The 21051-nt window shown below is 67.9% G+C and carries 25 protein-coding genes; 11 read left to right on the top strand and 14 right to left on the bottom strand.

The window, feature by feature from the left end; translation table 11 throughout:
• Nucleotides 1-68: 68 nt before the first annotated feature.
• Together J0P97_RS13055 and J0P97_RS13050 are read left to right on the top strand one after the other, a co-directional pair.
• On the top strand, nt 69-641 hold the full coding sequence (locus J0P97_RS13055) for a TetR family transcriptional regulator C-terminal domain-containing protein (protein ID WP_215488224.1): 573 nt from the start codon (nt 69-71) through the stop codon (nt 639-641).
• 42 nt (nt 642-683) lie between these two features.
• Entirely contained in the window at nt 684-1109 is a 426-nt protein-coding gene (locus tag J0P97_RS13050) for a hypothetical protein (protein WP_215488223.1), read from the top strand.
• Here J0P97_RS13050 and J0P97_RS13045 read toward each other — a convergent pair.
• The 3 genes from J0P97_RS13045 to J0P97_RS13035 form a co-directional block, all read right to left on the bottom strand.
• Nucleotides 1086-1670, bottom strand: a complete 585-nt coding sequence (locus tag J0P97_RS13045; protein ID WP_215488222.1) for a hypothetical protein — start codon at nt 1668-1670, stop codon at nt 1086-1088. The genes J0P97_RS13050 and J0P97_RS13045 overlap by 24 nt on opposite strands.
• A 2-nt stretch (nt 1671-1672) precedes the next feature.
• Nucleotides 1673-2248 (bottom strand): helix-turn-helix domain-containing protein, encoded by a 576-nt coding sequence (locus tag J0P97_RS13040; RefSeq protein WP_215488221.1) that lies wholly within the window; start codon nt 2246-2248, stop codon nt 1673-1675.
• A gap of 97 nt (nt 2249-2345) precedes the next feature.
• Nucleotides 2346-2525, bottom strand: a complete 180-nt coding sequence (locus J0P97_RS13035) for a MerR family transcriptional regulator (protein WP_229935109.1) — start codon at nt 2523-2525, stop codon at nt 2346-2348.
• Between the two features lie 113 nt (nt 2526-2638).
• Between J0P97_RS13035 and J0P97_RS13030 the strand changes: the two genes are divergently transcribed.
• Nucleotides 2639-3250, top strand: coding sequence for a hypothetical protein (locus tag J0P97_RS13030; RefSeq protein ID WP_215488220.1), 612 nt, complete (start codon nt 2639-2641; stop codon nt 3248-3250).
• Nucleotides 3251-3320: 70 nt separating this feature from the next.
• On the opposite strand, the gene J0P97_RS13025 is transcribed toward J0P97_RS13030, so the two are convergent.
• From J0P97_RS13025 to J0P97_RS13005, 5 genes are all read right to left on the bottom strand, one after another.
• A complete protein-coding gene (locus J0P97_RS13025) occupies nt 3321-3584 on the bottom strand; it encodes a hypothetical protein (RefSeq protein ID WP_215488219.1) in 264 nt (87 codons plus the stop codon).
• Nucleotides 3585-3675: 91 nt separating this feature from the next.
• A complete protein-coding gene (locus J0P97_RS13020; protein ID WP_308163566.1) occupies nt 3676-4788 on the bottom strand; it encodes a right-handed parallel beta-helix repeat-containing protein in 1113 nt (370 codons plus the stop codon).
• A gap of 140 nt (nt 4789-4928) precedes the next feature.
• Complete coding sequence (locus J0P97_RS13015; protein ID WP_215488217.1) at nt 4929-5084, bottom strand: hypothetical protein; 156 nt, start codon at nt 5082-5084, stop codon at nt 4929-4931.
• A gap of 79 nt (nt 5085-5163) precedes the next feature.
• A complete protein-coding gene (locus tag J0P97_RS13010) occupies nt 5164-6402 on the bottom strand; it encodes a glycoside hydrolase family 32 protein (RefSeq protein WP_215488216.1) in 1239 nt (412 codons plus the stop codon).
• A gap of 2 nt (nt 6403-6404) precedes the next feature.
• Entirely contained in the window at nt 6405-7763 is a 1359-nt protein-coding gene (locus tag J0P97_RS13005; protein WP_215488215.1) for a glycoside hydrolase family 172 protein, read from the bottom strand.
• A 205-nt stretch (nt 7764-7968) separates the two neighbouring features.
• On the opposite strand from J0P97_RS13005, the gene J0P97_RS13000 reads away from it, so the two are divergent.
• From J0P97_RS13000 to J0P97_RS12980, 5 genes are all read left to right on the top strand, one after another.
• Nucleotides 7969-8979: a LacI family DNA-binding transcriptional regulator gene (locus J0P97_RS13000; RefSeq protein WP_215488214.1), complete on the top strand. Its 1011-nt coding sequence runs from the start codon at nt 7969-7971 to the stop codon at nt 8977-8979.
• A 102-nt stretch (nt 8980-9081) separates the two neighbouring features.
• The gene (locus J0P97_RS12995; protein WP_215488213.1) at nt 9082-10404 is read left to right on the top strand and encodes an ABC transporter substrate-binding protein; all 1323 of its coding nucleotides are present in this window, start codon (nt 9082-9084) and stop codon (nt 10402-10404) included.
• Between the two features lie 69 nt (nt 10405-10473).
• On the top strand, nt 10474-11346 hold the full coding sequence (locus J0P97_RS12990; protein WP_215488212.1) for a carbohydrate ABC transporter permease: 873 nt from the start codon (nt 10474-10476) through the stop codon (nt 11344-11346).
• Complete coding sequence (locus J0P97_RS12985; protein WP_215488211.1) at nt 11343-12206, top strand: carbohydrate ABC transporter permease; 864 nt, start codon at nt 11343-11345, stop codon at nt 12204-12206. Before J0P97_RS12990 ends, J0P97_RS12985 begins: the two co-directional genes overlap by 4 nt.
• A gap of 185 nt (nt 12207-12391) precedes the next feature.
• Nucleotides 12392-12769, top strand: a complete 378-nt coding sequence (locus J0P97_RS12980) for a DUF3995 domain-containing protein (protein WP_246540471.1) — start codon at nt 12392-12394, stop codon at nt 12767-12769.
• A gap of 25 nt (nt 12770-12794) precedes the next feature.
• Here J0P97_RS12980 and J0P97_RS12975 read toward each other — a convergent pair whose 3' ends face one another.
• The gene (locus J0P97_RS12975) at nt 12795-13184 is read right to left on the bottom strand and encodes a hypothetical protein (RefSeq protein ID WP_215488210.1); all 390 of its coding nucleotides are present in this window, start codon (nt 13182-13184) and stop codon (nt 12795-12797) included.
• 90 nt (nt 13185-13274) lie between these two features.
• Nucleotides 13275-14810 carry an MFS transporter gene (locus tag J0P97_RS12970; RefSeq protein ID WP_246540422.1) on the bottom strand — a complete coding sequence of 512 codons (1536 nt, stop codon included), beginning with the start codon at nt 14808-14810 and terminating at the stop codon, nt 13275-13277.
• 100 nt (nt 14811-14910) lie between these two features.
• Here J0P97_RS12970 and J0P97_RS12965 point away from each other — a divergent pair, with 100 nt between their 5' ends.
• Entirely contained in the window at nt 14911-15552 is a 642-nt protein-coding gene (locus tag J0P97_RS12965) for a TetR/AcrR family transcriptional regulator (RefSeq protein ID WP_215488208.1), read from the top strand.
• Here J0P97_RS12965 and J0P97_RS12960 read toward each other — a convergent pair.
• The gene (locus tag J0P97_RS12960) at nt 15545-16030 is read right to left on the bottom strand and encodes a GIY-YIG nuclease family protein (RefSeq protein ID WP_215488207.1); all 486 of its coding nucleotides are present in this window, start codon (nt 16028-16030) and stop codon (nt 15545-15547) included. The two genes, J0P97_RS12965 and J0P97_RS12960, sit on opposite strands and share 8 nt — an antisense overlap.
• A 188-nt stretch (nt 16031-16218) precedes the next feature.
• Here J0P97_RS12960 and J0P97_RS12955 point away from each other — a divergent pair, with 188 nt between their 5' ends.
• Both J0P97_RS12955 and J0P97_RS12950 read left to right on the top strand, forming a co-directional pair.
• Nucleotides 16219-17652 (top strand): anaerobic C4-dicarboxylate transporter family protein, encoded by a 1434-nt coding sequence (locus J0P97_RS12955; RefSeq protein ID WP_215488206.1) that lies wholly within the window; start codon nt 16219-16221, stop codon nt 17650-17652.
• A 19-nt stretch (nt 17653-17671) separates the two neighbouring features.
• Nucleotides 17672-19021, top strand: a complete 1350-nt coding sequence (locus tag J0P97_RS12950) for a M20/M25/M40 family metallo-hydrolase (protein ID WP_215488205.1) — start codon at nt 17672-17674, stop codon at nt 19019-19021.
• Nucleotides 19022-19044: 23 nt separating this feature from the next.
• Here the strand turns inward: J0P97_RS12950 and J0P97_RS12945 are convergent, their stop codons facing one another.
• The 3 genes from J0P97_RS12945 to J0P97_RS12935 are packed head-to-tail and all read right to left on the bottom strand — an operon-like array spanning nt 19045 to nt 21045.
• A complete protein-coding gene (locus J0P97_RS12945; RefSeq protein WP_215488204.1) occupies nt 19045-19755 on the bottom strand; it encodes a DsbA family protein in 711 nt (236 codons plus the stop codon).
• A 50-nt stretch (nt 19756-19805) separates the two neighbouring features.
• A complete protein-coding gene (locus tag J0P97_RS12940; RefSeq protein WP_215488203.1) occupies nt 19806-20183 on the bottom strand; it encodes a histone-like nucleoid-structuring protein Lsr2 in 378 nt (125 codons plus the stop codon).
• 10 nt (nt 20184-20193) lie between these two features.
• Nucleotides 20194-21045, bottom strand: coding sequence for a LuxR C-terminal-related transcriptional regulator (locus tag J0P97_RS12935; protein ID WP_215488202.1), 852 nt, complete (start codon nt 21043-21045; stop codon nt 20194-20196).
• Nucleotides 21046-21051 lie beyond the last annotated feature (6 nt).

The following is a 21051-nucleotide window of genomic DNA, read 5'->3' as shown; positions in this document are numbered from 1 at the left end:
TTCGGCAGGAGCGAGCATACACCCGTATTCTCTCGAGTCAAGAAGCGGACAAAGTGCAGGAGGCGCCGGTGGCGACCGAACATCGCGAGCAGGAATTGGCGGATGCCGCGCTGCGCATCGTCGCACGAGACGGCCTGGCCGCACTGTCGTTCCGCGCCGTCGCGAGCGAATCGGGCTGGTCACTCGGCGCCGTGCAGAAGGCCTTCACTTCCAAGCGGGAATTGATCGCTGCCACACTCCGCCGCGCGGAGCAGTCGACCGAGACGGCCGCGGGACCGCCCGCGCAGCCCGACCTGCGCACGTGGCTGTCCCGTCTCGTTCTGGGCGCGCTGCCGCTGGACGCCGAGCGCCGCGCCGCCGTCGTCGTGGGCACCGCGTTCGCCGACCAAGCAGCGTTCGACGACGACATCGCCGCCGCGATCCGCGTCCGCAACGACGGCATCCGCTCTCAGCTCGAGCGACTGTGCGCGTGGAGACGTACCGAGGGAGAGCTCCACGCCCGCCTTAGCGACGCCCAGATCGTCCGCGCTCTGCTCGCCTTCGCCGGAGGCCTCGCCGCCGAACTGCTCTACACCCCCGCAGACCCCGCCGCCATCACCGACCTCGTCGAGAACACCGTCACCGCGCTTCTCGCGGACTGAACAGAACAGGACGGGCTGCGTCGCCGACGTCGAGCGTCGGGGGTGCTCACCGGATTCATGCCTGCCTACAGCATGCTCATCGCGGCCGTTACGCTCGTGTTTGCCGAACTCGTCGGTCTGAGTGCTCTGCTTGTCGCAGACGCGATGCCTGCGTGGACAATCGGCTTGACGATGGTCGCGATCGCGCTTGGCGTTACCGCGGTGGCGATCTCACCGGTCGTGCGGCGGTTTGCCCAGGCGCTCCGCGAAGCGAACCCTGACAAGATCCTGCCAAAGAGGCAGCAACTACTCGATCGCGAGACTGGCCTCGACGCCGCCGCAAATCGACATGTCCGCGAGGCCCCTCCAACGAACGATGCCCGTATGCGGATCCTCGGGTTCGCTGTCAGCCCGGCCTACCGCGCTCCGCGCACAGTCGCCCGGGTGTCGGCCGCGCCGACTTGGTCAGAGGTTGATGGGTCCTGGTGACGGTACATCGTCTGGAAGCCCGGCGTCGAGGATTCTCGTGACCATGTCGAGCGCCCGATCGGTGAGTAGGTCGCCAGGGTAGAAGTCCTCGTACAAATCCTCGGCTTCCTCGATGGTGGTGATCGCGCAGAGTTTCAGCAGTTGGCGGATGTCGTTCGTGTCGCGTCCGGGACGGTTGGCGCGAAGCTTCATCGCGAGCATCGCCTCTTTCGCGGCGACCTGGATGACGATCCCGTCGTGGTCGTAGATCGACTCCCACTCGACTGCCCGCCGACCGAACGCGGGGATGGCGTCCGCCTGCTCGACGGCGAAGTTGAGCCAGGTAGCATTCCACCCTCGCCGGTCCGCGACGCGCGCGGCGGCAGCAGCCACGGCCTCGTCAGACCCGGGCTGGATGCGCAGAGAGTCGAGATCCTGCGTCGTGCCGCGGTCGAAGTATCGCAGCGCGAGGGCTGCGCCACCCACGAGTCGGATGCGGGCCACCTCGCCAGCCGTTCGAAGTTCGGCGACGAGGTCGCGGAGCCCGCCGATGATGTCTGCACGATCCAGCACCGTCGCCATGGTCACACGCTCGTGAACGTGTCACGCCAGACGAGCACCCCGCGCTCAGCTAACGCGTCGGGCACCTCAGTGAGCGGCGGCACGGGGTCGGACGGATCGACATCGAGGCCTCGGGGCGCGGTGAGAAAGCGTGCAGGCCGGTTCACCCACTCCGGAACCGGGAGCCCTTCCTCTCGAAGTCGCCATGCGACGAGTCCGGCGATGGCGGCATCCCACACCGGATCGCGGGTGGGTTCCGGTTCGGCCAGACCCAGCACCCCACGGACGAGTCCGTGCTCGGCGACGAGGTCGTCGTTCAACTGCAGCAGAGCGCGCAGGGCGCGCTCCCGGTCGCCCAAGCGGAGATGCCCACGGATCTCGGCCGCGGCCGTCGCCGCGTCGCCGCGTTGAGTCGGTGCCGAGTACAGTCGGTGCCCCGCGCCCGCGAGCAGCCGCGCGACGGTGCTGAACTCAGCACCCCGCCCGCGCTCGGAACGCGACACCCGCGCCTGATCGATGCGAGTGCGCTCCGCCAGGCGCTGCTGAGTTAGACCGCGACTCTTTCGAGCCGCGCGCACCAGTGTTCCCGCATCCGCCATTGCAACACCGCCTCAGAATAGGACTACTGAGTCATATTCTAGCGGGCGAACGACAGAGTCTGAACAGCTGGATTGGGCAGCGACCGCGTCACCAGCTTCAGGGGTTGATCCCGAATACTCGCAGCAGGGGGATGCGAGGGATCATCCGGCGCGGGCCGAGCTGGATCGTGGGGATGGTTCCACTCTCGATGCCGAGCTTGATGGTGCGGTAGTCCACGCCGACGAGCTTGGCGGCATCCTTCATCGTCAGGGCGAGTGAGTTGCTTGAATTGTTCATGTCCTTCTCCTCGGTGAGCAATGCGTGTCATCACTTGCCCACACCGTACTCCTGTCGTGAGCAATCCGCGACATGTATTGCTCACCAGCCGGGAACCGTGCCAGGCTCGTGGCATGAGCGACGTTGAGATCGAGGTCATCGACGGCGAGCGGATCGACGTCGGCGACGGCGTGAGCATCCCCACGGCGTGGGATGCCGTCGCCACCGGTGAGCCGAACGTCGCGGGAGTCATCCGGCTTCATGTGGTGTTCGACAAGCAGCTCCGGCGCACCGCGGCCGCATCCGTCCGCCTCGACCGCGCGGGGGAGGGCGACGAGGCGACCGCCGCGGCGCTGCGCGAAGTGCGCGTGCAGTACCTCGTCGCCTACTCGTCGATGCGCGTGGTCACCGTGACCCGTGAGAGCGGCAAGGCCGAGTCCCTCAGCCAGTACCTCACGGAGGTGAGGTCCCGCACCGACCGCACCTACGAAGAGACGGTTCGCGAGGCGGTGCGGCTCTACCGAATCGCAACGACCGTGAACCTGGCTCCCCTCAAACTCGTCTCGGAACAGCTCAGTGTGAGCGTCAGCACGGCGACGCGCATGATGGCTCGCGCACGCGAATCCGGCCTCGCTGACGACCTGATCGCGCGCGAGACGTACAACCGCATGCGGGCGGACGAAGAGGAACTGACCCATCCGCACCTCGGCCCGCCGTCGCCGTCTGGCCCCTCGGTCGGGCGCTGACGACAATCTGAAGCAACGAAAGCCATTTCTGCACTCTGCTCGACAGATCGCGTCAGAGCGAGCAAACTGCTCAAATCAGGCGCAGTTTGCGCAGGCCGAATTCGTTCTTGCCCGCATTCGTTTTCGGCATACGCCTGAGCACCGCACCAGCACTGGTGACTCTTGCCCGCTTTTTGCCCACATTCCATTTCCAACTGGCTGTTTTCGGACGTCGCTGAATGCCGGAGCGCTCCGAAAAACCCGCGTAATTCCGCGGATTTCGTCGTTCTGCGTCGCTATGCAGAATGCTCAAAACGTGTTCGAATCCCTCCAGGGGGATGGGAAGGATGGCCATGTCATCCTGCCCTCCTCATGGGTGCGCCCCGGCCCAGGTCCGCCCGCGTCGGGCAAGCGCACGTGGGGCCCGACCGCCCCGCGCCGCACCGTCAGGGCATGGGAACGTGGGCGAAGCTCGCGGTGAAGGCTTGCAGTTGCGCGGCGGTCGTGGTGTAGATGACCTTCGTGTTCGTCGTCGATGCGTCGAGCACGACGGAGGCGGCCACATTGGCCACGAGGGTGTTCCCATTGATCACGTTACGATCGCCCGACTTCACGAGGATCAGAGTCGGAGTCGCCCCGCTCGGTCGCCGAAGCGGGCCGGCAACGTTGTACGACATGTGGTTGGACAGCACGCTGTTGTTCGACCCGGAGATCTGGATCATCCCGAACAGGTCATCTCGGCCGTTGTCGTTGCTGCTCTCCGTGTCGACGCGCGTGAACTGATTGGCAGCGACCAGGTTCTCCCCGCTGCCGGACTCGAGAATCACCATTCCTGCCCACGAGCTGACGAACTTGTTGCCCGTGATGGCGCACCGCTGGCTGTTCACCAGTCGAATCGATCCGTGCCAGACGAGCGTGTTGCCCTGCACGAGCAGTCCCTCCGCGTTCTCCGCGAAGACGGAAGCGCCAGCCCATGCGCTGATCAAGAAGTTGTTGCTGACCCGGACGACCTGCGACGCGCCCGTCAGCTCCAGACAGGTGCCGCACTCGGCGACGAAATTGCCCGTCACCCACGCGGCATCCGCCCCTCGCACGCTCATGGCTGTCGAGAGATAGACGAATCCCATTCCCTCGATGCGGATCGAGTCGTTGTCGGACTGGATCGAGATGCCTACCTTCCCGCTCCCCGGAAGGTAGGGCTTGGATGCCGAGACCCCGTCGATCACGAAGTCTCGAAACTCGACCGAGTTGATGCGCCCCACGATTGCAGGGCTCCCGGATCGCTGGACAAGGAAGGCGGTCGTAGTGCCGTCCGTGTTTTTCATCTGGATGTGACTGCCACCGGGCAGGGTGTCTGCCCAGCCGCCGGTCGGGCTCTCATCACGAATCGCAAGCGACTGGAAGCCGTGGCCGGATCCCTTGATCTGCAGATAGCTGATGTCGATCACGACCCGGGTTCTGAGGTCGTAGTGCCCGGGCGGAATGTAGATGACCGCTCCGGGCCGCGTCGTCTGGCTGGTCTGTTGCGCCTTGATATCGGCGATGATCTCGTTGATCACTGTTCCGATGTCGGTGTAGGGCGAGACGCTTGCGCTGAACGTGGTGACGTCATAAACGGTGGTCATGGGGTGGTGTCCTGTCGATCGGTCGTATGACGAGGTCGGGGTCTGTGGTGAGCGGATGCCGGCGAGCGGGGCGCTCAGAGCACGCCGACGATGTCGCCATGGCCGGCGGTGGGAGCCTCGATGTTCGTCGCGGCGGAGGCCGGGGCGGCATCAGGGCCGTCGACGAGGCACCAGACGACCGATCCCCCCGCCGCCACCGCGGCCACGCCGAGGAAGGCGCGTCTGCTCATCGAGAGCGCCGACGCGGCACGCCGCGACGTGCCTGCGTCGGCGATGTCGCCGGATGCCTCGCCGGCGATACCCCCGCGCCTACGCGAGCGGGTAGACACGCAGCGTCCCCGCGGTCGCATTCGTCGTGAGCTGGGCGTCGTCGACGGTGAGGCGTGCGCCGAAGAGCGCAACCCCCGTCGAGACCTCGAGAACAGGCCCGTCAATCACGATGCGCAGATCACCCGCGGCGGGGACCGTAGTGGTGACGCCCCCCACCGTGACCGCGACCTCAGCTCCCTCGATACGCAGGGATGCCGCGGGGACTCCACCGACAGTGATCTCCAGCTGGCCGTCGCCCCCTGCATCCCACTCGATGTCGGCCATCGGCCGCGGCGTCGTGCCGTCGACGGAGCGCGGGCCGCGGTGCCCGAGGAGGTCCTCGTGGGGCGTTGTCCACACCTGCCCGTCGCGGAGCGAGAGCACGTGGGGCAGACTGTGGGCGCTCGCCCAGCCGTCGCTCGCGCCGCCGATCCCGCGCATCCAGAACAGCAGGCACGGTCTGCCGTCAGCGTCGAAGAAGAGCGAGGGGGCGTAATAGCTGTCGCCGTAGGTGAGTCGCCCCCAGGTCTCCGCCGCGAAGACGCCGTTCTCCTCATCGCCGATGGCGTAGCCGGCGTGATGGAGCACGTCGTCGTCCCAGATGGACGACACCATGACCGACCGGCCGTCGACCTCGAGGATCTGGGGACACTCCCACAGCGCGCCCATCCATACGGGCTCGGTCTCGTCGGTCGAGCGCGCCAGAGCGATGCCCTCGTAGCGCCAAGACTCCAGGTCGTCGGACACGTACGACAGCGCCGTGGCCGTGCCGTCTCGGAGACCTGCCCCCACGAACATCCGCCACCGATCGCCGTCGCGGCGCACGAACGGGTCGCGGTACGCGATGATGTCGAGCTCGTCGGGAGCATCGGCGACCACGTCACCTTTGCGCCAGGCGATCCAATCGTCGTCGAGCGGGGTCGCCACCCGAATGCGGCCGATGCCGATGTTCGGCTCCGACGTCGACGTGTAGAAGATGCGAGCGGCGCCGTCGTCGGTTCGAACCAGCGATCCCGTCCAGATGCCGCCGTCACCCTCACCGGGCGCGATCGCGACGGGCAGTTCGCGGAGGGAGAGCAGGTCGGCTCCGACCGCGTGCCCCCAGTGGCAGTTGGGCGCCCAGACGGTCTTCCCCGGGACGTACTGGAAGAACGCGTGGTACTGGCCATCGATATACGTGATGCCGTGCGGATCGTTGATCCATCCCGATTCCGCCGTGAAGTGGAGCAGGGGTCGCACGCTCAGCCCTCGCTCTCGTCGTAGCGGCGACGCACATCGCGAGCGATCTGGATGTTTCCGTGCTCCCACTCGTCGATCTGGGCGCGACGCTCGGCGCGCATCTCGTCGCGCTTGGCGACGAAGTCCTCCATCCGACGTGCCGCCGCTTCACGTGCCGTGCGCTGATCGTCGCTGAGAGGAGGGAGTGGTGCGGTGATGACCCGATCGATCGGGCGCAACGGCAGCCGCTCGTCGACGGGCGGGATCTCGAGCACGGGGGAGGGGAGCGTCTGATACCAGTACGCGGTCGATGACCACTCGTCGGAGAGGTGGTTGCCGTGTCCGTGTTCGAACGTCACCCGGATCCGCTTCTCGAAGCGGATCGGATCGGCGAGGTGGAATCGGTAGCTGTGGTGGAACCCGGGGACGTCCTCCTCGTGCACGCTGGTGCCGTTGAACAGGTAGGCATTGTGCTGCATGCCCCACGCATGCCCGAAATAGTCCTCCATTCCGGTGCCGTGCAGGCTCGGCGGCCAGGTGTCGTCATCGATGAAGATCATGTCGTCGCCCTCGCCCCACCACGACCCCTGGAAGTGGCGCACAGCGAGCGAGCAGCCGACGTAATGCCCCCGCCCCTCCGTCTCGAGCGCGACGTAGTTGTCCTTGCCGTCGAGATTCGGAACGGTGGTCTCGATGCTGTTCGACTGCAGATCGGGCCCCCATCCCTGTGTCGGCAGCGCGCGCCGCCAATGCGCGTGGAAGAAGACCGTGTCATCGGGGAGCGGTTCTCGAACCAGTTCGTAGTCGATGTAGAAGTACTGCAGGTAGGGGATGTCGTTCTGGTTCTCCACGACGATGCGCGCGCGTGTGCCGAACGGCATCCGGAAATAGCTGTTGAACGCCGCGCTCCCGCCGAACGTGTGCAGCTCGGGCTCTTTGGCCGACACCGAGAGGGGGAGCGATTCGTATGACCCTGACAGCGAGTTCATGAGGCCGAAGAAGTCGCCCAGGGGCGCGACCACGCTGGGCGTCTCCTGGTCGTCCCAGTACATCTTGAGGACCACCTTGCGGTAGTAGTCCGGGTCGACCACCTCCCAGCTCACCCCGAGCGCATTGTGGATCTCCAGCATCGGCACACCCACGACGTGGGGGTCGATCTGGCCCGGACCGGGCTGGATGCGGCAGGACTGCGTCATCCAGATGTGGGTGATGAACCCGGGTCCCTCGATGTCGGCGAGGGTGCGCTCCTCGCCCGGCATGATGATCCAGTTGTCCCTGTTGCGCCCGGTCTGATCGAAGCTCGACACGCGCGCCGTGCGTGCGCTGCGCGCCTGAGTGAGGTCGCCGAGCAGGCCTGTCGGCCGCGGGGATGGGGTCGTCATCGTCCACTCCTCTGCCCCATCGATGGGGCGGTCGTTGATACCGAATCGGCATCGAAACGTTTGTCTGGATGAAGATAGCTCCCGCGACCCGATTCGCGCAAGATCCGCGGGCGACCATCCCTCTGAGCCCGCTGATCGCGGGAAGTTCGCCGCATGGTGTAGGTTTGCGCAAACGATCCCCGATCTCAGGCAATGGAGCTGCGCAATGGCAACGATGGTGGATGTGGCACGGGCTGCGGGTGTGTCGATCTCGACCGTGTCTCACGTGCTCAACGGCACGCGCAACGTCGAGCCTCCGACGCGCGCACGCGTGCTCGCCGCGATCGAGCAGACCGGATACCGCCAGGACACGCTGGCCCGCGCCATGCGACGGTCGAAGACCGACAGCATCGGGCTCGTGGTCTCCGATGCCGGCGAGCCGGCCTTCGCGGAGATGGTGCACGGCGTCGAGCAGGAGGCGGCCGTGCGCGGGCTCACCCTGCTGCTGGCGAACTCGGCGGAGGACCCGGAACGGGAGAGGCGCGCCGTGCGGACCCTTCTCGAGCGCCGCGTCGACGGGGTGATCCTCGCGTGCGCCGCAGACGCCGCGCCGCCGCTGCTCGCGGATCTGCAGCACGAGAAGGCGCCCGTCGTCCTGCTGGACCGGCTCTATCGAGACCAGCCCTTCGATCAGGTGGGGGCCGACAACCGCGATTCGATGCGCACCCTCGTGCGCCATCTGGCGGCCCGCGGCCACCGCCGGTTCCTCGTGATCGCGGGCGATGTGCGGGTGCCCGTCCTGGAGGAGCGGCTCGACGGATTCTTCGACGGGGTCCGTGACGCGCACGTGTCCGCAGACGATCAGCAGATCATCACGGGGGTCGACCGTTCCTCACTCGGGGAGCCCATCGCGCGCGCCCTCGCCCAGGGAGTGGCCACGGCGGTCATCGCCTGCAGCACCCCCCTCGCCGCCGCCGGCCTGCGCGCGCTGGAAGACCTCGACCGAAAGACCCCGGCGGACGTGGCCTTCGCCACTTTCGACGGCTTCGACTACCCCGACCTCTTCCAGCCTCGGCTGACGACCGTGCGCCAGCCCGCCTTCGACATGGGCGTCGCGGCGGTCCGCCTGCTGATGGAGCGCCTGGAGGCGCCCGACACGAGTCCCCGGACGGTCCGTCTGCATCAGGATCTGCAGCTCCGGGAGTCCACGGAGGCGTTTGCGCCGACGGTTGCTTGACACCCGCGGCATGGGCCCTTACCGTGAGACAAACGTTTCCCGCAAACGTTTCGATAGATTAGTGAGTCTGCCGTGGCAGACACCCCATCAAAGGAGATGAACGTGCGACGCACAGCAGCCCGAACGCCGTGGGGGCGTATCGTCCTCGCGGCCGCCGCCGCCTCGGCATCCGTGCTCGTCCTCGCCGGCTGCGGCGGGTCGAGCGACGCCGGTGCCGACGGCAAGACCGAGATCACCCTCTCGATGCAGAACCCCGACGTGAAGACGGCCGACCCGGCGACGTGGGCGATCGTCGAGGCATTCGAGAAGGCCAACCCCGACGTCACCGTCAACGTGTCGGGTGAGGCCGTCGCCGAACACCTGCAGAAGCTGTCGATCGCCGCGCAGAGCGACACGCTGCCCGACATCTTCTGGGTCTACAAGTCGAACGCGGAGCAGATGCAGGAGTCCGGCCTGCTGCTGAACCTCGCTCCCGTGCTCGACGAGCTGCAGCTCACGGACTCCTTCCCGGAGAGCACCGTCAAGAACTTCTCCGCCGGCGATGTGATCTACGGCGTGCCCTACCAGGGGCTCCTCACGGGGCTCTGGGTCAACAAGAAGATCCTCGCGGATAACGGCATCGAGATGCCGAAGAGCTACGACGATCTGCTCGCGGCGGCGAAGGCGCTGAATGAGAAGGGCGTCACGACGATCTCGAACGGTGCCAACCAGTCGTCGTTCAGCGTGTGGTCGTTCCTGACGATGCTCGAGCGCTTCGGATACGGCGACAAGGTCGACGGCCTCCTCGACGGGTCCGTCGCGTACACGAATGACGACTTCCTCCGTCTGTATGAGCACATCGACGAGCTCCGCAAGGCGGGCGCCTTCCCGTCCAATGTGTCGACCCAGACGTACCAGCAGGCGGTCGACCAGTTCACGAGCGGCAAGGCGGCGATGCTCGACGCCGGCGTGTGGGCCTCCAACGCGATCCAGCAGTCCGACGTCGCATCGAACATCGCGTTCTGGCAGGGGCCGCGCTTCTCCGACGGCGTCGGGGAGCAGAACATCATCATGAACGTCGCTTCAGCGCCGTTCGCAGTCGACCACAAGGTGGCCAACGACGAGAAGAAGCTCGCGGCGGTCAAGAAGTTCCTCGCCTTCTACTACAGCGACGAGGCGCAGCAGATCCTCGTCGACAACGGCCAGCCGCCCGTGACGACGTTCCAGGCGAATGTGGATGCCACGACGCAGAGCGCGCTCAAGGCCGCGCTGGATGCGGCGACCGCCGACGGCGTCACGAGCCCGCAGTCGCAGCCCGACCTGCTCGTTCCGACCCCCGTCGCCAACGCCATGTACGACAGCATCTACGGAGTCATCCAGGGTCAGCTCACCCCGAAGGCCGCGCTGGAGCTCGTCCAGAAGGCATTCGACAGCAACCGTCAGTGACCGCGAAGGGGGCCGCACGTCCTCGCGGCCCCCTCTCGCTCATCCCTCATCTCGAAGGCACGCACGCACATGGTCTGGATCAGCACCCGCTGGAAGATTCTCCTCATGCTCGCTCCGGCGCTCATCGTCTTCACGATGTTCGTCCTCTATCCGGTCGTCTACTCCGGCATCTTCAGTTTCAGTCGGTTCCAGGGCTTCGGAGCCCCGACGTGGATCGGGTTCGACAACTACGCGGCCCTGGTCGGTGACCAGTTCTTCTGGCAGTCGCTGCAGAACACGGTCGTCATCCTCGTGGTGAGCCTCGCGATCCTCATCCCATCCTCGTTCGCGCTGGCGCTCCTGCTGCAGCGGGCGATCGCGGGTCGCGGCATCCTCCGGGCGCTCGTCTTCGGTCCCGCGATCATCGCGCCGATCCTCGTCGGTCTCATCTGGGTGTTCATCCTCGACCCGAAGATCGGTCTGCTCAACCGGACTCTCGCGGCCTTCGGCATCCCTCCCGTCCAGTGGATCGGCGGGGACTACCTCACGCCGATCTCGGTGTCGGTGGTCTTCATCTGGAGCAGCATCGGCTTCGCCATGACGATCTTCTACGCGGGGCTCCAGCTCCTGCCCGGCGACGTCCTGGAGGCGAGCGCACTCGACGGTGCGACGGGCTGGCAGCAGATCTGGCACATCAAGATCCCGATGATGCGCGAGACCTTCGCGATCGTGACGATCCTCATGATCACCAACATCTTCAAGATCTTCGAACTCGTCTACATGCTCACCGGTGGCGGGCCTGTGCACCGATCGGAGACGCTCGTCAGCTACATGTACTTCGTCACCTTCACCAATCAGCAGTACGGATACGGCATGGCCCTCGCCGTCGTCATCACGGTCCTCGGCGCCGTCGTCTCTGCGGGATACCTGTTCGCCGCCCGCCGCAAGGAGACAGCCGCATGACCTCGCTGACGACACGTCGGACGGAGCCGCGATCTCGCCGGCGCGTCGGGCTCGGGGTCGGGATCATCGCCTATCTCGTGACGTTCCTCATCGTGCTGCCCCTGCTGTGGATCGTGCTGCTCTCCTTCCAGCCCAGCGCGAAGATCCTGGGGGATCCCTTCTCGTTTGACGCCCTCACGATCGACAACTACCTCAACGCGATCGCCGCGCTTCCCCTCCTGCGCATGTACGGCAACACGATCTTCATCGCTGTCGTGTCCGTCACTGTCGGCACAGCGATATCGTTCATGGCCGCGTTCGCTCTGACGAGGATGGTCTTCCACCGCCGGCGCGCACAGTCCTCGATTCGTCTGTACCTGCTGGCGGGGCTTGCGGTTCCGGTCTACATCCTGCTGTTCCCCGTCTACCGTCTGGACCTCGCACTCGGCCTCTTCGGCACGTACTGGGCGCTCATCCTCCCGTACATCGCCGTGACGATCCCCTTCAACATCCTGCTGATGACCGGATTCCTGCGAGAGTTCCCCGCGGAGATCGAAGAGGCGGCGATCATCGATGGCGTCGGGTTGTGGAAGCTGTGCTGGACCGTCGTGCTCCCTCTCATGCGTCCCGTCATCGCGACGATCCTGATCTTCAACGTCGTCTACGTCTTCAACGAGTTCCCGTTCGCGTCGATTCTCATCAACGATCCCGACATGGTCACCGTCTCGCTCGCCGTCTCGCGGTTCCAGGGCCAGTACACCGTTGACTACGGCGGGATGATGGCTGCCGCGACGCTCGTGCTGATTCCTCAGCTCATCATCTACGCGCTCTTCCAGCGTCAGGTGATCGCAGGCATGACCGTCGGAGCGGTCAAGGGCTGACGAGCGGCGGCGGGGTCCCGGTTCGCGTCGACCCCGCCGCGCTCCGCGCTCGCATCGATAGCGTCGACTGCATGAGCACGCGAGCGCCCCAGCAGCGCATCGGGGCGGATGCTGTTCTGGGCAGCGGCCGTCTTCGGGAGCGTGCACGCCGCCGCCAGCGCCTACTGGGCGCTGGCGGCCGCTGACTGCTCGCGACCGTCGGGTCGTGGGCGGTCGATATCGCCGCGTCGGCGCCACTCCTCAGCGCGCTCGCCCTCGGCGCCGTCGCGCTGGCGAAGCTGGCGGCGGCAGGGATCCCGCTCCTGGTCGAGTACGGGCGGCTCCGCGCGGCACGGTTCTGGCGTGGCGTGAGCTGGATCGGGGGAGTCGGTCTGATCGTCTACGGCGGCGTGAACATGGTGGTGGCGATCGCCGTCCTGTCCGGCGTCATCCGCACCGACGACGGCTACGACGAGTCCGCGATGATCGGCCACGCCTTCCTGTGGGACCCACTCTTCCTGCTGTGGGGTCTCGCGCTCACCGCGGCTCTCGCACTGACGCGGCCGCGGCCGCTCCGGCGCTGACGATGGAGACCGTCCTCGACCTGCGTCAGGCATCCTCGCCGTCGAACTCGCGCCGCAGGTACCGCGGCGCCTGCACACGCCACGCCTCGGTCACGAGCTCGGCGAGATGGTCGAGGTCGACCTCCGCCATACGGAACGCGACCTTCGGCTCGCTCCACGGGGTCGTCGTGCGCAGGAAGACCTCGGGCGCTATCTCGACGAGCGCGAGCGCGTCCACTTTGTCGGCGACCTTCACGCCGACGACGAGCTGGGTCGCGACGATCTCGCGCATGTCGGCGGGGATGCTCGGCCACGGGTGGCACTCCCACGCGAACGGCTTTCCCCGCACGAACCACGCAGCGCCGCCGGTCGTCGCCCGCTCTTCGCTGCTGCGAAGACCCGCGACGATCGCGCGGATGTCATCGAGGGTGGCCACGCTGCGGAGCCTACGCGCGGGGAGGGCCTTGCGTCCGCCTCCCGCTGAGCTTTGCGGGGGCGTCCGCCTCCCGCTGAGCTTTGCGGGGATTCAGTGCGCGATCACCGCCGGCTGCGTGTCGTCTCCGGATTCGTCGCCGGTGTGCGGGGTCCCGTGCGACAGCGACAGCCCCTGACCGCGCCGACGGAACAGCAGCGCCGACATCACGGCCCCGATGGCGAAGAATCCCGCGCCCCACCAATATGCCGTCGCGTAGCTCGCCAAGGCAGCGTCCACACCGACCGCGGGTGTGATGGGCGTGTGCGCAGCCAGGTAGTCCGCCATTGCCGTGGCGGCGAGCGTGTTGAGCAGCGCTGTGCCGATCGACCCGCCGACCTGCTGGCTCGTGTTGACCATTGCTGAGGCGACGCCGGCGAAGTGCCGGTCGACGCCGAGCGTGGCGGTCTGCATCGACGCGGGCATGATCGTGCCCATCGCGAAGCCCATGAGCATGAGCGGCGGCATCACGTTCGCCACGTACACGCTCGAGGCATCCAAGGACGTCAGCCAGATCATCGCGATGACACCCAGGGTCATGCCGATCGGCACCAAGATCTTGGGGCCGAATCGCGGGATGAAGATATTCGTGCCCAGCTGGGCGGCGAGCACGAGCATCGCGATCATCGGCAAGAACGCGAGACCGGTCCGGATCGGCGTGTACCCCAGCGTCAACTGCAGGTAGTACGTGACGAAGAGGAAGATTCCGAACATGCCCGCGCCGGCGATCATCACCGAGAGGTAGGCGGCACCGCGATTGCGATCGAGCACGATCTGCAGGGGCAGCAACGGGTGCGATGCCCGAGTCTGCCAGAGCACGAATCCGGCGATCAGCACCGCAGCGGCCGCGAGCATCCCCCACGTGAGCGGCGAGTCCCAGCCGTCGGTCTCGGCGTTCGAGAAGCCGTACACGAGCCCGAACAGTCCGCCCGAGATCAGCAGGGTGCCGGGAACGTCGAGCTTCGGACGCGGACCGGTACGCGCGATGTGCGGGACGTACAGGAACGCTCCGACGAGCGCCAACGCCGCGATGAACACATTGATGTACAGGTTCCAGCGCCAGTCGAGCCATTCGGTGAGGACGCCGCCGAGCAGCAGCCCCACCGCTCCGCCGGCGCCGGCGATCGCGCCGAACACGCCGAAGGCGCGCGCACGCTCCTTCGGGATCGTGAAGGTCGTCGTGAGAACCGCGAGGGCGGTGGGGGCGAGCAGTGCCCCGAAGGCGCCCTGCAGCGCGCGGGTGGCGACGAGCACTTCGAACGTCGGTGCGGCCCCACCCAACGCCGACGCGGCGGCGAACCCGACGAGCCCGATGATGAAGGTGCGCTTGCGTCCCATCAGGTCGGAGAGGCGCCCGCCGAGCAGAAGCAAGCTGCCGAACGCGAGTGAGTAGGCGGTGATGATCCACTGGCGCTGGCCGTCCGTGAAGCCCAGGTCGGCTTGAGCGGACGGGAGAGCGATGTTCACGACGGTCGCATCGAGAACGACCATCAGCTGAGCGAGGCCGACCACGACCAGGGTGATCCAGTGGCGCCGATCGGTCGGCGCGGGCGCGGCGGGAGGCGTCGAGACGCCGGTCGAGGAAGACATGGGAGATACCATATACGGTACTGTTGAGTTCCGGATATCCCGCGTATAGGAATTTACCGGCTGGTAACGTTGCGCGCGAAACGAGAAGGAGGCGAGGGCGATGACGCAGCTCGCTGATGCCGGGAAGCCCCGGCTTGGGCGCAAGCGCGACCATACCCGCGACCCCGAGATCCTGGAAGCCGCACTCGACGTGCTCGCCGAGACCGGCTATGACGGCATGACGATCGACATGGTCGCTGCTCGAGCCAAGGCCGGCAAGGCCACCCTCTACCGGCGCTGGGCATCCAAGCCCGAGCTCGTCCTCGATGCCGTCGCGTGCATGAAGTCGTCGGACACCGACCTCGCGTCGCCGCCGGACACCGGCACGCTTCGCGGCGACCTCGTCGCGATGGTGAAATCGCCCACCCTCGCGCAGAGCGAGCGCAAGCTCAAGGTGATGGCAGGTATCGTCTCGATGATCGCGCGCGACCCCGACCTCGCCGCAGCCGCTCAAGCGGCGCTCGTCGAGCCGCGCGCCGCCGCCAACCGGATCATCTTCGGGCGAGCGATGGATCGCGGCGAGATCGCGTCCGATGTCGATGTCGACACCCTGTGTATGATCGGCCCCGCGATGGCGTCATATCGCACTCTCATGCTCCAGCTGCCCATCGACCGCGCGTTCTCGATCGACATCATCGACCGCATCATCCTGCCGGCGGCCGGGGTGCGACCTTCACTCAGCGCCGGAGCGCCCCTCAACTGACGTTGCGCCGCAGCGCGTCGGCCACCCACCGCGCATAGCTGTGCCACGGCGGGATGCCCGACGCGAGGGCGGCGGCGTGCTCCCGCAGCTCGGGGTCGGCGCGGAACCACTCGCCGCCTTCGCGCAGGTGGGCGAACTGCTCGTGCCGAGCGCGCTCGAGCGCCCGGCCGCCGGGCTCGAAGGCGAGCAGCTCGTGATGCCAGATCACCGCCAGCCGCCGACGCGGATCGGCCGTCGTCCCGATCTTCACCCGCGCATCCCACCGCAGGTAGTAGACGACCTCGACGCGGGGGCGCGGCAGGTCGGCATCGGGGCTGTCGCCGGCGCGCCATCCGCAGACCGGGCACACTCGCCCGCCGTCACCGGCCGGAGCCGGAGACGACAGCGGTGACGGAACGGCAGTGGCCTCGCCGCACAGCACGCAGGCATCCGCGGCGCCCTCGCAACCGCTCGCTTCCCGCACCGACCGACCGCCCATGAAGGCACGCTACGTACGGGCTCCGACATCACCGCAGGCCTCCAACAAGCCCCATCACGCCCAGAACCGCCCCGAATCCCACCCCGCGGCACCCTCCCTTGCCGCCCGCGGCGTGGACCAATAGCGTCGGAGAAGGTCGAATCCGGCCGGTGACCGGCCGATGAAGGCCGACGACGGGAGCTGCATCGATGGACGTCTTGCTCGTCATCCTCCAGGCCGCCGTGGTCCTCGGCGCGATCGTCATGGGTGTCCGCACCGGCGGCATCGGACTCGGTCTCTGGGGCGTCGCGGGCACGCTCGTCCTCATCTTCGTGTTCCGCCTGGCACCCGGCTCGCCGCCGGTGGATGCCTTCTTCATCGTCATCGCCGTGATCACCGCCGCCTCGGCGATGCAGGCGGCGGGCGGCATCGACTACCTCGTGTCGATCGCCTCGCGCATCATCCAGGCGAACCCGAGCCGCCTCACCTACGTCGCCCCGCTCGTGGCGTTCGCCTTCACCGCCCTCGCCGGCACCTCGAACATCTTCTTCGCGCTCATCCCCGTCATCTACGAGACCGCGTACCGCAACGGTCAGCGCCCCGAGCGCTCGCTCGCCGCGGCGACGGTCACGAGCGCGCTCGGCATCACGGCATCCCCGGTCTCGGCGGCGATGGCGGCCTACCTCGTGCTCGCCTCGCCGTTCTCGCTCGTGCAGATCCTGTCCATCACGATCCCCGCGGCGATCGTCGCGTGCCTCGTGACCTCGTTCGTGCAGCAGCGCATCGGCAAGGAGCTCCTCGACGACCCCGAGTTCCTGAAGCGCGTCGAGGCAGGCAAGGTCGAGATGCCGGCGGTGCTCGTCGCCCAGCAGACCGCCCGTGCCGAGGCGGTGGCAGGCGGCGCGCCGCACGGGAAGGCGGCGCGTCAGGCGAAGAAGGCTGCGGCGGCGGTTCCCGCCGGCAGCGAGAAGATCCTCCACGAGGTCCCTCCGGGCGGCGCGGTCTCGGCCTGGATCTTCGTCGTCGCCATCATCGCGGTCGTCCTCATGGGTCTGTTCCCGGCCCTCCGCCCCGCATTCCCGAACGCCGACGGAGACCTCGTCGCGATCGGGATGTCGCCGGTCATCGAGATGTTCATGTTCACGGCGGCGCTCGTCATCATCCTCGTCCGCAAGGTCCCGCCCGCCGACGTCATGAAGCAGCCGCTGCTCTCCTCCGGCATCGTCGCGGCGATCGCCCTGTTCGGCATCGCCTGGATGGCCGACACGTTCATCTCGGCCAACAAGACGACCATCGTCGATCCGCTCGGCGACCTCGTGACTGCGGTGCCGATCCTCCTCGCGGTCGCCCTCTTCGTCATGGCCGGTCTCACGACCAGCCAGTCCGCCACGACGAACACCATCGTCCCGATCGCGCTGGCCGCCGGCATGCCGATCGGCGTCATCACGGCGATGTGGCCCTCGCTCGTCGGCGTGTGGCTCTTCCCCGCGAATGGCTCGCAGATCGCCGCTGTGGAGACCGACCGCACCGGGTCCACCCGCCTCAGCTCGGTTCCGATCTGGCACTCGTTCACGATCCCGATGCTCGTCTCGTGGGTCTCGGCGGTCGCCGCCGGCCTGCTCATGTCCCTCGTCATCCGCTGACCTCCTGAAAGGACCCGCCATGACCGACGTCACCGAGATCATCGCCGCGACGAAGGAGCTCATGCCCGACGTCTTGGCGCGGCACGCGCAGCTGATCGGCATCCCCTCCATCGCCTTCCCCGGCTTCCCCGAGAAGCCCGTGCACGAGATGGCGCAGGCGGTGATCGACATGCTGCGGGATGCCGGGGCCACCACCGCCCGCCTGCAGGAGATCCCCGGTGGCTACCCCGCCGTCGTCGCGGAGATCGAGGGCCCGGAGGGATCGCCGACCGTCCTCCTCTACGCCCACTACGACGTCCAGCCCGCGGCCGAGAGCCAGGGGTGGACGAGCGACCCGTGGACGGCGACGACGAAGGACGACGGGCGCATCTACGGCCGCGGCGCGGCCGACGACAAGTCGGGCCTCGCGATGCACTACGCCACGATCGCGCAGCTCGCGAAGAATCCGCCCTGTCACATCCAGGTCCTCGTCGAGGGGGAGGAGGAGACGATCTCCCACCTCGAGGGGTTCGTCGAGTCGAACCCCGACCGGTTCCGCTTCGACGTCGCGGTCATCGCTGACGTCGGCCCGCAGGCGGTGAACCGGCCCGCCCTCACCACGGCGATGCGCGGCGACGTCTCCTGCACGCTGACCGTCTCGACCCTGTCGGCACCCGTGCACTCGGGCCTGTTCGGGGGAGCGGCGCCGGATGCCATGACCGCGATGATCCGAATCCTCGACGGCCTGCACGACGACAACGGCGACACCGTGATCCCCGGCGTCGAGAGCCACGACTGGTCCGGCGCCCACATGGACGAGGCCATCTACCGGCAGGGCTCCGCGATCCTCGACGGCGTCGACTACCTCGGGACGGGCTCGCTCAGCGACCGGGTCTGGGCGCGGCCCTCCGTCACCGTCATCGGAATGGACGTCCCCTCCACCGCCGAAGGAGGGAACGTCCTCATCCCGTCCGTCAAGGCGCGCCTGTCGCTGCGGATCGCGCCCGGCACCGACCCGGAGGCGCAGCTGGACGCGCTCATGAGCCACCTCCGCGCGCAGGCGCCGTGGAACTGCAGAGTGGAGGTCGCCCGCGTCAAGGCGGGGAGCAACTTCCAGGCCGACACCGACGCCCCCGCGATCCATGCGGCCGAGGAGGCGCTCCGGGAGGTGTACGGCGCGGAGGTCGAGCAGATCGGGTCGGGCGGGTCGATCCCGCTCGTCGCCTCACTGCTGAGGTGCTCGCCGTCGGCCTCCGTGGTGCTGTGGGGTGCGCAGGACACCGAGCATGCCCGCATCCACGCCTCCGACGAGTCGGTCGACCCGGCCGAGCTCGAGCGGATGATCGCCGCGCAGGTCCTCCTGCTGCGGCGCCTGGGTGCCGAGGCCTGAGCCGGGCCGCGACCCGCGGAGGCTCAGGACCCCGCGATGAGCTTCTGGAGGGTCCCCGGGACGTCGGGCGCCGACACGTCGACGACCGTGCCGTTCACGACGAGGACCGGCACGCCCTTCACGACCTGGTCGGTGCCGGCGATGGTGCGGCCGAGCCAGTACTCGTTCGAGGCATCCACCCAGTCCGCGAAGCGCTGCGACGTGACGGCGTCTGCGATGTCGGAGGTGACCCCCGCCTCGGCGGCGAAAGCGAGGACGTCCTCATCCGTCGGGTGGGACTGGCCGTCAGCCATCGTCTGATGCTGCTGGAGCGCGGCGTAGAGGGCCGGGATCGCGTCGGCGTCGCCGGCATCGAGGGCGGCCGCGAGGGCGTTCGCGCCGCGCGTCGACCAGGCGGTCGTGTCGCCGTGCTTCGTGCTGACGAAGTTCAGCGGATGGATGGTGAGCGTCGCCGCGCCGGATGCCACCGCGTCGGTGATCACGCTGCCGGCGACCTCTTCGAGCTGACGGCAGTAGGGGCAGGACAGGTCCGTCCACAGGTCGATGCTGACCGCCCCGGTCCCGGACGGGATGCCGTATCCGTCGGCTCCTGCGGGCGCGGCGACCGCGGGCGTGGAGGACGACGAGGATGTGCTCGGCGCGGGGCCCGGGGTCGAGCTGCAGCCGGTGAGCACCAGTGAGCCGATCGCCGCGGCGACCAGGAGGGCGCGTGCGGGGGTGCGGACGAAGCGCATGAGGTCTCCTTAGTGGTCAGACCACACAACCATACCGCACGCTCCGGAGGTCAGTGGGCGGCGTCGTACGCCTCGAGGACCGAGGCCGGTACGCGGCCCCGCTCCGAGACGGTGTAGCCGTTCTGCGCCGCCCATTCCCGAACCGGGGCGTAGTCGCGCTGGCCGGATCGCCGCGCGGCCTGGGCGCCTTGCGAACGCGAAGGGGCGCCCCCGCCGCTGCGCGCGCCTCCGCCCGCCCGCGCCGACACCGAGCGGGCGGCACCGATGAACGGCGCGAGCGCGTCGCGGAGGGCCGACGCGTTCTCCTCCGTCAGGTCGATCTCGTAGGCGGTGCCGTCGAGGGAGAACAGGACGGTCTCGCCGGAGCCGGGCTCCAGGACGGTGCCGTCGAGATCGTCGACGAGCTGATGCACGATTCTGCGGGCCATGGCGCCGAGACTACGGCAGAAGCCCCGCCCGGCGGGCCTTGACGACCGCGGCATGACGTGTCGAGGCATCCAGCTTCGCCATCGCCGCCTGCAGATACGACTTCACCGTTCCCTCGCGCAGGGCGAGCGACTCCGCGATCTCCGCGTTCGTCTGGCCGAGCGCCGCGCAGGCGAGGACGTCGGTCTCGCGGGGCGAGAGCTTCACGTCGAGCTTCTCCGCGGGGGTGTCGCGGTCGCGGGTGAGTGCGGCGAGGCGCCCTTCGAGGGCGCTCAGCCGGCGGCGGATGCCGTCGTCCGCCACGTCCGCACTGATCCGGCGGAGCTCGACGTAGGCCTCCCGGAGCTCTTCGCGGGCCGACACGTCCACCGGCAGGGGGATCGGTGCCGCCACGATGTGCAGGCGGCGCCCGACCTCCTCGCGGACGCGCAGCTCGGTCGCGAGGTCCGTCGCGACCTGCAGTGCGGTGCGTGCGCTCTGCTCGCCGAACGGCGTCTTCATCCAGGAGCCGCAGTAGAGCACGCCGCGCGCCTTGCCGGCGACGACCACGGGGACGGCGAACAGGGTCGAGATCCCCTCGCCGAGCACGGCACGGTCGTAGTCGTGCGTGATGTTGCGGGACGAGCGGTAGTCGATCGCGAGCCGCGGGCGGCGCTCGACGAACGCTCGGCCGCCCAGGCCGCGATCGGGTTCGACGACGAGACCGGTGAGACGGGAGGTGCGGTTGCCGACGATGGATGTCACCGCGACCGCGCCCGCGCGCTCGAAGCCGCCGAAGGCGACGGGGAAGCCGGTGCGTGCGGCGAGATCTCCGACGGCGCGCGCCAAGAGCTCGTCCTCCGACGCGAGGCCTGGAACCGCCATCGCCCA

The sequence above is a fragment of the Microbacterium flavum genome (genome assembly GCF_018717645.1).
Lineage (GTDB): Bacteria > Actinomycetota > Actinomycetes > Actinomycetales > Microbacteriaceae > Microbacterium > Microbacterium flavum.
The sequence above is the reverse complement of the archived record's forward strand: the minus strand, read 5'-3'. Positions and strand labels throughout refer to the sequence as shown.

Coding starts and splice junctions, on each gene's coding strand:
- J0P97_RS13045 (WP_215488222.1), bottom strand. CDS start 1,670: ATGGCGACGGTGCTGGATCGTGCAGACATCATCGGCGGGCTCCGCGAC.
- J0P97_RS13040 (WP_215488221.1), bottom strand. CDS start 2,248: ATGGCGGATGCGGGAACACTGGTGCGCGCGGCTCGAAAGAGTCGCGGT.
- J0P97_RS13035 (WP_229935109.1), bottom strand. CDS start 2,525: ATGAACAATTCAAGCAACTCACTCGCCCTGACGATGAAGGATGCCGCC.
- J0P97_RS13030 (WP_215488220.1), top strand. CDS start 2,639: ATGAGCGACGTTGAGATCGAGGTCATCGACGGCGAGCGGATCGACGTC.
- J0P97_RS13025 (WP_215488219.1), bottom strand. CDS start 3,584: ATGGCCATCCTTCCCATCCCCCTGGAGGGATTCGAACACGTTTTGAGC.
- J0P97_RS13015 (WP_215488217.1), bottom strand. CDS start 5,084: ATGAGCAGACGCGCCTTCCTCGGCGTGGCCGCGGTGGCGGCGGGGGGA.
- J0P97_RS13005 (WP_215488215.1), bottom strand. CDS start 7,763: ATGACGACCCCATCCCCGCGGCCGACAGGCCTGCTCGGCGACCTCACT.
- J0P97_RS13000 (WP_215488214.1), top strand. CDS start 7,969: ATGGCAACGATGGTGGATGTGGCACGGGCTGCGGGTGTGTCGATCTCG.
- J0P97_RS12990 (WP_215488212.1), top strand. CDS start 10,474: ATGGTCTGGATCAGCACCCGCTGGAAGATTCTCCTCATGCTCGCTCCG.
- J0P97_RS12985 (WP_215488211.1), top strand. CDS start 11,343: ATGACCTCGCTGACGACACGTCGGACGGAGCCGCGATCTCGCCGGCGC.
- J0P97_RS12970 (WP_246540422.1), bottom strand. CDS start 14,810: ATGTCTTCCTCGACCGGCGTCTCGACGCCTCCCGCCGCGCCCGCGCCG.
- J0P97_RS12965 (WP_215488208.1), top strand. CDS start 14,911: ATGACGCAGCTCGCTGATGCCGGGAAGCCCCGGCTTGGGCGCAAGCGC.
- J0P97_RS12960 (WP_215488207.1), bottom strand. CDS start 16,030: ATGGGCGGTCGGTCGGTGCGGGAAGCGAGCGGTTGCGAGGGCGCCGCG.
- J0P97_RS12955 (WP_215488206.1), top strand. CDS start 16,219: ATGGACGTCTTGCTCGTCATCCTCCAGGCCGCCGTGGTCCTCGGCGCG.
- J0P97_RS12950 (WP_215488205.1), top strand. CDS start 17,672: ATGACCGACGTCACCGAGATCATCGCCGCGACGAAGGAGCTCATGCCC.
- J0P97_RS12945 (WP_215488204.1), bottom strand. CDS start 19,755: ATGCGCTTCGTCCGCACCCCCGCACGCGCCCTCCTGGTCGCCGCGGCG.
- J0P97_RS12940 (WP_215488203.1), bottom strand. CDS start 20,183: ATGGCCCGCAGAATCGTGCATCAGCTCGTCGACGATCTCGACGGCACC.
- J0P97_RS12935 (WP_215488202.1), bottom strand. CDS start 21,045: ATGGCGGTTCCAGGCCTCGCGTCGGAGGACGAGCTCTTGGCGCGCGCC.